The 12,982-nt window shown below is 59.5% G+C and carries 12 protein-coding genes; 6 read left to right on the top strand and 6 right to left on the bottom strand.

Annotated elements, in window-relative coordinates; all coding sequences use genetic code 11:
• Window positions 1–26 precede the first annotated feature (26 nt).
• Entirely contained in the window at window positions 27–947 is a 921-nt protein-coding gene (locus AC1DCP_RS18320) for an SMP-30/gluconolactonase/LRE family protein (RefSeq protein WP_004431678.1), read from the top strand.
• Between the two features lie 73 nt (window positions 948–1,020).
• A complete protein-coding gene (gene recX / locus AC1DCP_RS18315) occupies window positions 1,021–1,611 on the top strand; it encodes a recombination regulator RecX (RefSeq protein ID WP_004431673.1) in 591 nt (196 codons plus the stop codon).
• 3 nt (window positions 1,612–1,614) lie between these two features.
• Here recX and AC1DCP_RS18310 read toward each other — a convergent pair whose 3' ends face one another.
• The 6 genes from AC1DCP_RS18310 to AC1DCP_RS18285 form a co-directional block, all read right to left on the bottom strand.
• The gene (locus tag AC1DCP_RS18310; RefSeq protein ID WP_004431671.1) at window positions 1,615–2,025 is read right to left on the bottom strand and encodes a c-type cytochrome; all 411 of its coding nucleotides are present in this window, start codon (window positions 2,023–2,025) and stop codon (window positions 1,615–1,617) included.
• Window positions 2,026–2,117: 92 nt separating this feature from the next.
• Entirely contained in the window at window positions 2,118–2,645 is a 528-nt protein-coding gene (locus AC1DCP_RS18305; protein WP_004431668.1) for a DUF992 domain-containing protein, read from the bottom strand.
• Between the two features lie 248 nt (window positions 2,646–2,893).
• Window positions 2,894–3,703 carry an ATP-binding cassette domain-containing protein gene (locus AC1DCP_RS18300; protein ID WP_004431665.1) on the bottom strand — a complete coding sequence of 270 codons (810 nt, stop codon included), beginning with the start codon at window positions 3,701–3,703 and terminating at the stop codon, window positions 2,894–2,896.
• 34 nt (window positions 3,704–3,737) lie between these two features.
• A complete protein-coding gene (fhuB, locus tag AC1DCP_RS18295; RefSeq protein ID WP_111788773.1) occupies window positions 3,738–5,702 on the bottom strand; it encodes a Fe(3+)-hydroxamate ABC transporter permease FhuB in 1,965 nt (654 codons plus the stop codon).
• On the bottom strand, window positions 5,699–6,601 hold the full coding sequence (locus AC1DCP_RS18290) for an iron-siderophore ABC transporter substrate-binding protein (protein ID WP_004431662.1): 903 nt from the start codon (window positions 6,599–6,601) through the stop codon (window positions 5,699–5,701). Before AC1DCP_RS18290 ends, fhuB begins: the two co-directional genes overlap by 4 nt.
• Window positions 6,602–6,629: 28 nt before the next feature.
• Window positions 6,630–8,792, bottom strand: coding sequence for a TonB-dependent siderophore receptor (locus AC1DCP_RS18285; protein WP_004431660.1), 2,163 nt, complete (start codon window positions 8,790–8,792; stop codon window positions 6,630–6,632).
• Between the two features lie 156 nt (window positions 8,793–8,948).
• On the opposite strand from AC1DCP_RS18285, the gene AC1DCP_RS18280 reads away from it, so the two are divergent.
• The 4 genes from AC1DCP_RS18280 (at window position 8,949) to AC1DCP_RS18265 (ending at window position 12,978) form a co-directional block, all read left to right on the top strand.
• Window positions 8,949–9,863, top strand: coding sequence for a LysR family transcriptional regulator (locus tag AC1DCP_RS18280; protein WP_004431656.1), 915 nt, complete (start codon window positions 8,949–8,951; stop codon window positions 9,861–9,863).
• 264 nt (window positions 9,864–10,127) lie between these two features.
• Window positions 10,128–10,391 (top strand): spike base protein, RCAP_Rcc01079 family, encoded by a 264-nt coding sequence (locus tag AC1DCP_RS18275; RefSeq protein WP_019566564.1) that lies wholly within the window; start codon window positions 10,128–10,130, stop codon window positions 10,389–10,391.
• A gap of 212 nt (window positions 10,392–10,603) precedes the next feature.
• Window positions 10,604–12,259: a phosphoethanolamine transferase gene (locus tag AC1DCP_RS18270; protein ID WP_026330983.1), complete on the top strand. Its 1,656-nt coding sequence runs from the start codon at window positions 10,604–10,606 to the stop codon at window positions 12,257–12,259.
• Between the two features lie 65 nt (window positions 12,260–12,324).
• Window positions 12,325–12,978, top strand: coding sequence for a response regulator transcription factor (locus tag AC1DCP_RS18265; protein ID WP_004431644.1), 654 nt, complete (start codon window positions 12,325–12,327; stop codon window positions 12,976–12,978).
• The last annotated feature ends 4 nt before the right edge of the window (window positions 12,979–12,982 follow it).

Here is a 12,982-nt window from a genome sequence, read left to right as displayed (position 1 = left end):
GAAAAGCCCTCAAGCGGACCACGCTCATGACCACAGACAACGCCTCCCCTTACGAAATCCACGATGAACGCTTCCGCCTTCTGATTGTCGGCAATGCGGAACTGGAAGAGCTTTATTCCGGCTGCCGCTGGGCGGAAGGCCCGGTGTGGTTTTCTGATCTGAGCTGCCTGCTGTTCAGCGACATTCCCAATGAGCGCATGTTGCGATGGGTGCCGAATGGCGGGATTTCGGTATTCCGCCACCCCTCCAACTTCACCAATGGCAATACGCGCGACCGGCAGGGACGGCTGGTTTCATGCGAACATGGCGGCCGTCGCGTCACCCGCACCGAAGTCGACGGCTCGATCACCGTTCTTGCCGACAGCTACGGCGGCAAGCGGCTGAACTCGCCCAATGACGTGGTGGTGAAATCCGATGGCAGCGTCTGGTTTACCGACCCCACTTACGGCATTCTTTCCGATTATGAGGGCTACAAGGCGGAACCCGAACAGAAGACGCGCAATGTTTACCGGCTCGATCCCGCAACCGGTGAAATCAAGATCGCCATCGATGACTTCGTGCAGCCAAACGGTCTGGCTTTCTCGCCTGATGAAACCAAGCTCTATGTCGCAGACAGTTCCTACAGCCATGATGTATCCCGCCCACGCCATATCCGCGTTTTCGATGTCGTGGACGGCGTGAAGCTCACAAACGGCCGGGAATTCTGCAATCTCGACAATGGCTTGCCTGATGGATTCCGTCTGGATACAGCGGGCAATCTCTGGACCAGTGCCGGCGATGGCGTGCACTGCTTTTCGCCTGACGGTACGCTGCTTGGCAAGATCAAGGTGCCGCAGACGGTCGCAAACCTCACCTTCGGCGGCCCGAAGAAAAACCGCCTGTTCATCACCGCAACGAAATCGCTCTATTCGGTCTACGTCGCCGCAACCGGCGCGCAGACGCCCTGATACGCTGGAAAAACCGGAGGGCATGTAGCAGACGGGAACTGGCAAGACGGCTTCACTGCGCTATAAAAGCGGGATGACCGATGATTCCAGCCCCTTCCTGACCGACGACATGGCACTGGATGGCGAAACGCAGGCTATCGAACCCACCAGCCGCATGCTGTCATGGGCGCGCAATTCCGCTCTCTACCGGCTGGAACAGCGCATGATGACGGAAAAGCAGCTGCGCGATGCGATCACCCGCAAGGCGCGGGAAAAATTCGAGGATATCAGCCCCGCTCAGATAAAGGCGCTTGGCGAATTCGCCGTGACCTTCGCCTATGGCATCAAGGCGCTCGACGATACGGCTTATGCAGAAATTGCCGTGCGAAGTGGCCAGCGCAGCGGCAAGTCGAAGCGCGGGCTTGCGCAAAAACTTCAGATCAAGGGCATTGATCGGGAAACGGCCGCAGTCGCACTGCAGGAAACCAACGATCTGGTGGCGGCCGTCATCTTTGCGCGCAAGCGCGCCTTCGGCCCCTTTCGCCGTGTCGAGCTTGATGAAAAACGCAAGTCGAAGGAATTTTCTGCCTTCGCCCGCAACGGCTTCGGCTTCGAAATCGGCGCGAAGGTGATGGCGATGACGGTGGAAGAGGCAGAAGAGATCGTCTCGGAAGCACCGCTTTAAAGGTTATTGCGGCATCGGATGCGTTTTCAGATAAGCGATCAGATCCGCGATATCCGTTTCGCTCCACAGCCCGAAAAAGCGCATCGAGGTTCCAGGGATCGCCTTTTTTGGGCTCGAGATAAAACTTTGCAGCTCCTCCTCCGTCCACACCCGACCCGCGGCACCGGCATCCTTCAGCGCCTGCGAATAATGGCCGTAACCAGCCACGGAGGCTATCGGCCTGCCCACCACGCCCATCAGATGCGGTCCCATGCGGGTGCGCGGCGCATCGATACTGTGGCAGGTGGAACAGCGGCTGAAAACTTTTTCCCCGTGCACCGCATCGCCTTCGGCCAATGCCGGCGCAGCAATACAGAGGAAAAAAGCCATTGAAGCCGGAAGCGTTCTGAATGCCGAGATCATCATGCCCCGCATAATACAACGCCCTCCCCGTCTGACAACGAAGAGGGCGTTTTTTGACATGCGACAGAATGCCCGGCGTTATAAGCCGGGCAGTACGTCGATGATCAGTTCATCGCAGTGAGCGTCACGGATGTACCGGTTGCGGCGAGGTTGAGGCCAACCTGACCCGTCACGCTGACCGTCTGAAGCTGGATGGAGCCCGAGGTGCCGCCAACGAGGATGTTGGTGCCAACGCCGAGGCCAACGGTTACTTCAGCCGTGGCGCCCTGATAAAGGCCACCGAGCGAACCACGGTGGTAACCCGCTGTCGGGGCGAAAACGGCCCAGACCAGACGGCCCTGCGTGGTGAAGCCAAGGTCAACGCCCATCTTGCGGATGGCGCCGGTATAATGGTCGGTGCGACGCGCGCCCATGGTGGACTGGAAGGTGCAATCCAGTTCCTTGGCCGAGCCGATTACGTAACCGACGCCACCGCCGATATCGCAGGTGAGGTAACCGATCTTGACGCCATTGCGTTCGTCCTGCTCCTGCGGAGCCGGCTCATATCTTGCAAGGTCGGCAGCGAGTGCGGACACGGTTCCACCGAGACCCATCGTCAATGCGGCAAAAGTTACGGCAACAGCCTTTTTCATCTGATTTTCTCCTGTTTTATTCCTACCCGCAGCAGCCCTTCTTGCCCTCTCCGGATATTGAATTCCGCACTGTTAACGTTTGTTCCCCGAAATCGATCCAAAACAACTGAATTGGGTGCAAGGAAAGCAAAACGGTTAACAATGTCTACTGGCGGTAGGATGCCATTAAGACATTGTTAGGGCGGGAAACGCCTGCGGAATTCCTGTTAAAGGCGAGTACGTCAGGGCGTTGTTTTGCTGCAACGATGTCAAAGCGGCAGTGCTACGGGAAAGCCGGTCGCAGCATGGGTCATGACATCCATACGGACGCCATAGATACGCTCCAGCGTTTCCGGCGTCATGATTTCGTTCGGCGTTCCCCTTGCGATAAGCCTACCGGAATGCAGTGCGACGATCTCATCGCAGAACCGCGCCGCCATGTTGACATCGTGCAGCACCACGATGACGCCGAGACCCTTTTCCCGCGACAGTCTTTGCACCAGCGAGAGAACCTCGAGCTGGTGTGCCATGTCGAGCGCCGATATGGGTTCGTCGAGAAGCAGGCTTTCGGCGTTCTGGGCAACCAGCATGGCCAGCCACACGCGCTGGCGCTCCCCGCCGGAAAGCGTGTCCACCAGCCGGTCCCTGAAGGCCACGGTGTCGGTCAGCTCTATAGCCTCGTCCACCCTCTCCTGATCCGCCTTGGTGAATTGGCCGAGCGCGCCGTGCCAGGGGTAACGGCCAAGCGCCACCAGTTCCTTGGCCAGCATGCCGGACGCAGCCGGCGTATATTGCGGAAGATAGGCGAGCTTTCGCGCAAATTCGCGGTTGCCCCAGCTCCCCAGCGGCTGCCCCTCGAACGACACCTTGCCCGCCGTCGGCTCGTGCATGCGCGCGAGAATCTTAAGCAGCGTCGATTTTCCCGAACCGTTATGGCCGATAAGACCGATGGTCTTGCCGGTGGCAAAGCTTGCCGTCAGCGGATGCAGCAATGTCCTGCCCGGAACCTCCATGGTTACCGCTTCCAGAAAGAAAAGCGGGATATCGTCGTAATCTACGGCAGGTGCGGCCTGACCCATTGTTCTCATCTCCGTAAATCGTTCAGAAAAATCATCATCGCCTGCCTGAAAGCCAGATCAGATAGGGCGCACCGGCCAGAGCCGCAAAAAGCCCAAGCGGCAACTCGTAAGGAAAGGTCACGGTTCTTGCCCCGAGATCGGAAAGCGCCATCAGCACCGCACCGAACAGGAACGATGCAAACAGGTGGTCGCGCGGTGTGGTGAAACCGGCCCGAAGCGCAATGTGCGGTGCCATCAACCCGACGAAGCTCAGCGGACCGACCAGCAGTGAGGCCGCACCGGTGGCAATGCCGGCCACGGCGATGACTGCAATACGCGCCGTAGCGAGCGGCAGACCTAGTGAGAGCGGCACATCCCGGCCAAGCGGCAGGATCACCAGCCAGCGCGTCACCGACAGGGCAGCGGCCAGGAGCACGACGGAAAGCACCGCAAGAAAGATCGCCGAAGCTGATGTCGCCGTCGAACCCGAGCCGCTGAGCCAGGAGAGAATTTGCCAGGCCCGCTGATCACCAATGGCAAGCAGTGCCGAAAGTACCGCCGAGCAGAGCGAACTGATGGCAATGCCGGCGAGCAGTATTTTTTCAGGCGCCAGATGCCGGCGCACCGAAAAGAACAGAACGAGCATCATGACGGCTGCCGAGCCGAGGCCGGCGCCGCAAAACAGTTCGAACAGCCCGGCGGCCGGAAAGAGCGTGATGGCGGCGGCAAAACCAAGACCCGCGCCACCGCTGACGCCGATCACCTCCGGGCTTGCCATGGGATTTCCGGTCAGCCGCTGCAGAAGCGCGCCCGCCATCGCCAATAAACCACCGGCAGCACAAGCCGCCATCAACCGCGGCCAACGAAAGGGCAGAAGGCTTTGCAGGTCGCCAGCTTTCAGCACCGTCCAGCCCTCCGGCCCCTTGCCGATGGCGAGGGCTGCAAAAACCAGCCCGGCCATGATGACAAGCACCGGCAGCAGGGAGGCAAGCCTGCGTCTGATCGCGAGATCGCCGCCCTCATTGCGATGGATATTCGTAGGCGGGATTTTCGGCAGCAGCCAAAGCAGCAAAGGCCCGCCGATGAGAGCCGTGACCGCACCCGTCGGAAACACTTCCGCTGTCGTACTCGCCAGAAGCTGCACGAGACCGTCGCAGAACCAGAGCAGCAGACCGCCCAGAAGCGGCGAAACGAACAGCACGGAAGATGCACGTCGCACACCCAGCGCACGGGTAAGCGCAGGTGCTGCAAGTCCGATAAAACTGACGAGACCGACGGCGGCGGCGACGAATGCCGACAGCATCACGGCGACGGCAGCCACCGCCAGCCTGATCGAAAAGAGCGATACGCCGAGCGATCGCGCACTGGAATCGCTGAGACCCAGAACCGTCAATGGCCTTATCAGTAGCCCGGTGAGAACCAGACCAGCGAGAAGTTGGGCGGCAAGCAGAAACGCATTCGACCAGTCCTGCTGGCTGAGGGAACCGCCATTCCAGACCACAAGCGACATTAGATATTCGCCTCGTGCAAGCGTCAGCGCGGCGGCAACGGAAGCGGCGGTGATGCCGACCAGCAGTCCCGACACCACCATGGTGACGGGCTCGAAGGACCGCCGCCAGCCGAGAAGAAACACCACGGAGGCCGCAGCGGTACCGCCGGCGAGCGCCACCCATGCGCGGTTGCCATCCAGCACCGAGGGGAAGAACAGGGTCGCGATGACGATTGCCAGCTGGGCGCCGGCAGAGATGCCAAGGGTGGAGGGGTCGGCAATCGGATTGCGCAGCAATTGCTGGAAAAGCGCACCCGACAATCCCAGCATCGCCCCCGCCAGAATGGCAACCGCCACACGCGGCATCAGGCTGAAGGCGAAAATGACCTGATCCATCGACATGGACGCGGCATCGAACGGCAGGCCGGGCCAAGCGCCGAGGGGTAACCGCAGCAATCCGGCATGCAGGGAAAGCCCGCAGGCCAGAAGAAAGACGAGGCCGAAGAAAAGCTGGAGAGGCCGTGCCGTCACAATGCCTCTCCGTGGGTTGCCAGAGCCTCGGTCAAAAGCCGCGCAAAACGCATGGCTGCGGTGATACCGCCATAGGGGCTGACATTACCGAGGGTGACCACCCGGTTTTCCCGCACGGCCGGAAGCGCACGCCAGATGGCACTGTTGCGCAGAGTTTCCCGCGCCTCCACCGGAATATCGGAGACGATGACGATGCGCGCATCGGATGAGGCGGCGAGGTTTTCAAGCGGCACCGGGGCCGCGAAGGTGAATTGCGACCGATCCACCCAGGCATTGGTCAGCCCCAGACGGCCAAGAACATCCCCGAACATGCTATCCGCACCAAAGGCACGAAAATGCCGGGCGTCGCCTATGTTGATGACATAGGTCGGCCGTGCGGAAAACCCGGCAAGACGGGCCCGCATGGCGTGCAGTGCCGCTTCCGTTTCACCCAGAACCTTGCGCGCCTCTTCGGCCCGCCCGAGCTTTTCACCAAGCGCGGTGACCGCCGCCAGCGCCTTTTCGAAAGGCGGCTCACCCTTCACGTAAAAGGGCAGTGAAAAGACGGGGGCGATCGCTTCCAGCCTGCCGGTATAACGTGTGTAGAAAGGCGAAATCAGAATGAGCTCCGACCGGGTGAGCTGCAGAAGCTCGAAATTCGGAGCGCCGCGCAGGCCGAGATCGGCGACGGTTTCAGGGATATCAGGCTCGACCGCGCCGGACCGGAACTGGATGAGTTCGGTCGCCGCCACCGGCATGACGCCGAGCGCCACAGATGTTTCCAGCATGGCCCAGTCGATGGCGGCGATGCGCGGCGTCACTGCTGCCCGCGCCTTGCCCGCAAGAGCCGAGGCGGCGAGCAGGCTTAAAAATTCCCGCCGCCCCCAGAGGGGGGAAATCCATCGATCCTTACGCGTCATGCCCCTGCTGCTTCACTTTAATATGGCGTTACCAACGGTAGGTCAGCTTGCCCATAACGGTTCTGCCGTCACCGTAATAGCATCCGAAAGTGGAGCAACTAGAAATATATTCTTTATCAGTCAAGTTTTGCACCAGAAGCGAGGCGCGGTAGCCGTTCTTCTCGTAATGCACGCCGAGATCGAGCAGGGCGAGGCCCTTCATTTCGAAGGCATTGGCCGCATCGCCATAACGTTTTCCGACATAACGGACACCGCCGCCGATGCCGAAACCTTCAAGCGCCGTATCTTCCGGGAAGGTGTAGTCGAGCCAGAGGCTGGCGGCGTGCCGGGGCGTACTATCCAGCTCCTTGCCGTTGTTCACACGGCCGGAGACCTCGCTGTCCATGTAGGTATAGGCCGCCCGCAGGTCGAGCCCGTCTGCAAGGCTTGCGACGCCTTCCAGTTCGAGGCCTCTCACATGCGCCTCGTCCATCTGCTGCGTCACCCCGCCCACCGTCGTCGTGACGTTCTTCTGTTTCAGATCGTAGATCGCCGCGGAAAAGAAACCGTCAAAGCCCTCGGGCTGATATTTGATGCCCGCTTCCCATTGTTCGCCCGTGGTCGGTTTCGGCGCATCACCGACAGCCGGCTGCGGCACGGGCTCGAAGGAGGTCGCGTAGCTGACATACGGCGCGATGCCGCCATCGAAGAGATAGCTGACCCCGACACGGCCCGTCAGCTTATGGTCGTCCTTGTCGAGAGTGCGGTAGGTCGTTCCGTTGAACGTCGTGCCGCCGGTGCTTGCCCAATCCTGCCGCAGACCGGCGGTGACCCGCCAGTTCTCAAAGGCCATCTCGTCCTGCGCATAAAGACCGATCTGGGAAATATCCGTCTTCACATCGGCATAAAGCGTGCGCGAGGTGAGACTAATTGGCCCGCCATAAACAGGATTGACGGGATTGAGCGGCGTTGCGGCCCAGAATTCGGTTTTGACGTTATTGTCGAAATAGCGGTAATCCAGCCCGACAAGCAGGGTGTGGTCGACTGGTCCCGTGGAGAACTCCGCCTGCAGGCTGTTGTCGATGTTGAAGGTGTTCAGCAATTCATCCTGGAACGTCGCATTGCGGCGGATGAGATTGCCGATCATGCCGCCGCTGGTCGAAGACATGCCGAGCGCGCGGTAGGACCAGTCGAAATTGGAATAACGCGCATTCTGCCGGAAGGTGAAGGTCTCGTCGAAACGGTGCTCGAACTCATAGCCGATATTAGTGAACTTGCGGCTTGAGGTATCGAAAGAGGGATCGCCGACATAAAAGCTGCGGTCCAGCATATTGCCTGGTCTCAGATAGGTCAGCGCCGGCGGCAGGCCAGACGGCGAACTCGGATTGTCGTGCTGATAGGAGGCGAGAACCGTCAGTTTCGTATCCTCGTCGGGCTGCCATGTCAGCGCCGGGGCGATGAAATAACGATCGTTCTGCAGATTGTCCGTCTGAAGATGGGCGTTGCGGGCAAGGCCGGTCAGGCGATAGGCAAAACTGTCGCTATCCGCGACCGGCCCACCAATATCGAACATCGATTGGTAATAATCGAAGCTGCCGATCTGCGCTCCGACTTCGCCGAAACGCTCGAAAGTCGGCCGCTTGCTGATGAGATTGATGAGGCCACCGGGATTACCCTGACCGTAAAGCACCGAGGCCGGCCCGCGAATGACTTCCACCCGCTCCAGACCGTAGACCTCATAAGACGGCGCACCGGCCGTGCGCATCAGCCGCAGACTGTTGAGGAACTGCAGCTGGTTACCCTGAAAGCCGCGAATGCGCGGCGCATCGAAACGTGGATCCGCCCCAAACGGCTGCGCGACGACGCCAGGCACATAATTCAGCACCTCGCTGAGATTACGGACATTCTGCGCATCCATTTGATCCCTGGTGATGACGGAAACCGATTGCGGCGTCTCGATCAGGGATCGCCCCGTCTTGGTGGCGCTGGCGCTGGTTTTTGCCACATAGCCCTTCACCGGCGCCTTGGAGTCCTGATTTTTCGCGCCGTCCACGGTGATGGTCTGCAGCACCGTCGTTCCGGCTTCCTGCGCAAGGGCAACGCCGGAGGTCACGAACGCCACATAGGCGATGGCAGCGCAACCGCCCGCCAGAATGGAAATGTGTTTAGATTTTCCCTGCACGCCAAGACCCTTCATCAACCGCGCCGCCATGAGACGGTTATTTTTCTGGAGAATTTAAGTCATCTTATTACGCAAGGAGCGGATTGTGATCCAATAAGTGAAACTGGATTTTTTCAGAACTACTGATTATGAAAATTCTTACGGATAATAGCTTGGAATTATTCAAATCCGTCAGGAAAGGCAGTGATGATGGGCAGGAAACCGGCAAACCGGGCGGACGCGTTCGAGCTGCGGCACCTGCGCTATTTCACCACGCTGGTGGATGAGCGCAATTTCGAGCGCGCCGCCGCCCGCCTCGGCATTGCCCAGCCGGGTTTGAGCCAGCAGATCATGGCGCTCGAGCAGATCGTCGGCATGCCGTTGCTTGACCGGACACGGCGATCGGTGAAGCTCACCACGCCTGGCCAGCTTCTTTATGAGGATGCCCGCAAAATTCTCGCCAATGCCGAGGCGACACTTGCGGCGCTTAAACGCGTCGATCGCGGCGAGACGGGCCGCATCTCCATCGGTTATGTCGCTTCGGCCGCCTATTCCGGCCTGATGATCCAGTCCATCGCCAGTTTCCGCGCCTCTCATCCCGATGTGGAACTGCAACTGATCGAGATGGAGATGCGGCTGCAACTCGCCAAGATCGCCGACGGAAATCTGGATTTTGCCTTCATCCGCCCGCCTGCGCCCGTTCCGGAAGGTGTCACAACCCATGTGGTTCTGCGCGAACCGCTGGTGGCCGCACTTCCTGAAAACCATCCCCTGGCCTTTGCGCTGCAGGTCGACCTCAAGAACCTTGCCGACGAGACCTTCATCACACCGCGGCAGCCGCCGGATGTCGGCTTTCATTACAATACGATAGAAGCCTGCAACGAGGCCGGGTTCCAGCCAACGATAAGCCCGGAAGGCCGGGATTACACCACCATTACCAGCATGGTGGCGATCGGCCTCGGTGTGGCGCTGGTGCCGCGCTCGCTCGATTGTCTGCGGTTGCCCGGCGTGCGCTACGTGCCGCTTGCAGCAAGCGCCACGACTTCCGACCTCGCCATCGCCCACCGGAAAACGGAAGCCTCTCCCGCCGTCAGGGCCTTCATTCTCCATACCCGCAATTGACGCGACCGCACCCGCCCATGCGCTGAATATCCACGACCCGGCTGCCGATCCCGTGGACGAAAAACCCGTCATCGTCCGTTTCCGCGGCATCGGTGGCAACAGGCCAAGCGACGCAACCACATGAGATTACGGAAAGAATGGCGCTCTTTTCGGCAAACCGGAAGCAAGGCCTAAATCCCGTCCGGATATTTTCTGTTCCCGCTTTTCCCCGCAGCCGCGGCGCACCGTATAATCGCGGCAGATTTCGATTTACGGGAGACAGCAATGGCTGAGACTTACGAACACCACGCCGCAGGCCTCGAATCCCCGGCATCCCATGCTTTCGAGGTTGTTCCTGATGATACGAACCCGCTTCCTTCCCCCACGCGCGCCATCTATGTGGGCAATGGTGGTCATCTCTGCCTAACCCTGCTGTCCGGGGCGACGGTGACCTTCCAGAACCTGGCTGCGGGCAGCCTGCTACCGGTCCGGGCCACGCGCGTGTTTTCAATGCGCACCACGGCGACAGGCCTCGTCGGGCTGAATTAATTGATATCCGCTCGAGAGCTTGGTCATCGACATGAAACCACGTCCACCGCCGCATGGAGCGCGGCGCAACATGACAGATTCATGACAATCATTCAGGTTGATGTCAGCTAAATGATGCAACCGCCATCCACTGGCCTCTGAGCCAGTTTAAATACGGGTGTTCGCACTTTCTTTGCTGATACCCGCCGTTCTGAATCTGGTGGGACCTGATAGTGGCGCTTTTTACCGCGAAAACGACTGGGACTGTAATTCTTCGTCCGGAAATAGGCAGCGTGCCGCTCTGTCTGCTGACGGGGGCCTATCTGCTGTTTTTTACAAACCAGACGTTCTGGTCGAAGGTTCACACCTATCTTTCCGCCTATCCGGTCGCCATCGTTGGGCTTTATGTCGCCATAGCGGCGCTTTTCGGTGCGCTCATCACCATTTTTTCCGCCAAATATCTCATCAAGCCGTTTCTTATCTTGCTGGTATTCGCGGCCGCTGCGGCTTCATGGTTCATGGACCGCTACGGCATCATCATCGACAGCGACATGATCCGCAACGCCGTGGAGACCACGCGGGCGGAAGCGGGCAATCTGATGACACCTGGCCTTTTCTGGCATCTGACCATCTATGGGCTGGTGCCGTCGCTCGTCATCGCCGCCGTCCGGGTTCGGCATCGGCCGATCATCGACAAGCTGCTGTGGAACACCGTCAGCATCCTGATCTGCCTCACCGTTGCCGGCATCATCAGCTTTGCGAATTCCAAAACATTCACCACCGCCGTGCGCCAGCACAAGGATATCGTCAAAAGCGTCAATCCCTTGTCGCCGATCATATCCACCATTCACTATCTGACGCAGGCGGAAAAGGAAGCTGACATACAGGTGAGCCCGATCGGCAAGGATGCGAAAATCCTGCCGGCGCTGGGTGGCATCCACAAGCCACGCATCACCGTCATCGTGGCTGGTGAGACCGCGCGCGCTGCGAACTTTTCCCTGAACGGCTATGGGCGCGACACCAACCCGGAACTGGCAAAGCGCGACGTGATCTATTTCCCTAATACAACCAGCTGCGGCACTGCGACGGCGATTTCCATTCCCTGCATGTTCTCGAAATTCCCGCGTTCTGAGTATAGCCACAACAAGGCGCTCGCCAACGAGAACGTCATGGATGTTCTTGTCCATGCCGGTGTCGGTGCAACCTGGCTGGACAACAACACCGGCAGCAAGAACGTGGCCGACCGCATTCCCTTTTTCGACCTGCCTTCCACCAACGACACCCGCTTCTGCACCGGCGGAGAATGCCGCGACGATATCTTCTTCGACAAGCTCGACGCATGGCTCGATAACGTCAAGAAGGACAGTGTCATCGTGTTGCACCAGATGGGCAGCCATGGGCCGACCTACTATCTGCGTTACACCGACGAATTCCGGAAGTTCACCCCGGACTGTCGAACCGCTGAGCTTGGCAATTGCACGGACGCGCAAATCGTGAATTCCTATGACAACACGCTTCTCTACACCGATCATTTCCTGTCGACCGTGATCGACAAGCTGAAGGCACGCTCCAACACGCTGGCAACGGGGATGATCTACGCCTCTGACCATGGTGAATCGCTTGGCGAAAACGGCGTCTATCTGCACGGCGCACCCTATCTGCTGGCACCCGACCAGCAGACCCATGTGCCGTTTCTCGTCTGGTTCGATGATGATTTCGCCAAATCAATGGGGCTGGATCGCGCATGCCTTGCAAAAGGCGCAGCAAAGGGCGGGCGCTCGCACGACAATTATTTCCACAGTATACTTGGAATGATGAACGTCTCCACCTCCGTCTACGATTCCGCGCAGGACGTGTTCGGCGGCTGCACGCAGCGCCAGAATAGCTGAGCATACAGTGCTTGACGCTTATCCCGTGAAAGCGATACGCAAGACGACGCGATAAAGGAGCTGTCTTGCGGGTTCTGCTTGTTGAAGACGATCATGTGCTGGGAGAGGCGCTGCGAGACCATGTCGCCGCGGCAGGCCACGCCGTCGACTGGTTTAAGTTGCTCGACGACGCCACGGCGGCGACGCTGACCATGGCCTACGGGCTCATCCTGCTCGACATGCGGCTGCCGGACGGCGATGGCATCACCCTTTTGCAATCACTGCGCAACCGAGACGACTCGACGCCGGTGATCATTCTGACGGCGCACGACCAGGTGTCCGACCGGATTGCCGGACTGAATGCCGGAGCGGACGACTATCTGGTCAAGCCCTTCGATCTCAACGAGCTTTCGGCACGCATGCTGGCGGTCTCGCGGCGCTACGAGGGGCGCTCCGCCCCCGTCATTCGCCTGCCCGGCATCGAAATCAACCAGGTGGCGCGCAATATCGTCGTTGACGGAACAGCGCAAACGCTCAGCGCCAGAGAATGGGCCGTGCTGGAAAAGCTGGTCGAGCATCCCGGTGCGGTCGTCTCGAAATCTCAACTGCACGATACGCTCTACGAATTCGGCGCGGAAATAGAAAGCAATACGGTCGAGGTCTATATCAGCCGGCTGCGCAAGAAGATCGGCCATGACCGCGTCGAGACCGTGCGCGGCGTCGGCTACACCATCAGGTAGACAG

It is taken from the genome of Agrobacterium sp. 10T429, assembly GCF_056393925.1.
Note: the sequence above shows the minus strand (reverse complement) of the source record. Positions and strands in the feature narration are given on the sequence as shown.

Excerpts from the sequence above, each read along its gene's own strand:
- AC1DCP_RS18320 (WP_004431678.1), top strand. The coding sequence starts at position 27 with ATGACCACAGACAACGCCTCCCCTTACGAAATCCACGATGAACGCTTC.
- recX (WP_004431673.1), top strand. The coding sequence starts at position 1,021 with ATGACCGATGATTCCAGCCCCTTCCTGACCGACGACATGGCACTGGAT.
- AC1DCP_RS18310 (WP_004431671.1), bottom strand. The coding sequence starts at position 2,025 with ATGCGGGGCATGATGATCTCGGCATTCAGAACGCTTCCGGCTTCAATG.
- AC1DCP_RS18305 (WP_004431668.1), bottom strand. The coding sequence starts at position 2,645 with ATGAAAAAGGCTGTTGCCGTAACTTTTGCCGCATTGACGATGGGTCTC.
- AC1DCP_RS18300 (WP_004431665.1), bottom strand. The coding sequence starts at position 3,703 with ATGGGTCAGGCCGCACCTGCCGTAGATTACGACGATATCCCGCTTTTC.
- AC1DCP_RS18290 (WP_004431662.1), bottom strand. The coding sequence starts at position 6,601 with ATGACGCGTAAGGATCGATGGATTTCCCCCCTCTGGGGGCGGCGGGAA.
- AC1DCP_RS18285 (WP_004431660.1), bottom strand. The coding sequence starts at position 8,792 with ATGGCGGCGCGGTTGATGAAGGGTCTTGGCGTGCAGGGAAAATCTAAA.
- AC1DCP_RS18280 (WP_004431656.1), top strand. The coding sequence starts at position 8,949 with ATGATGGGCAGGAAACCGGCAAACCGGGCGGACGCGTTCGAGCTGCGG.
- AC1DCP_RS18275 (WP_019566564.1), top strand. The coding sequence starts at position 10,128 with ATGGCTGAGACTTACGAACACCACGCCGCAGGCCTCGAATCCCCGGCA.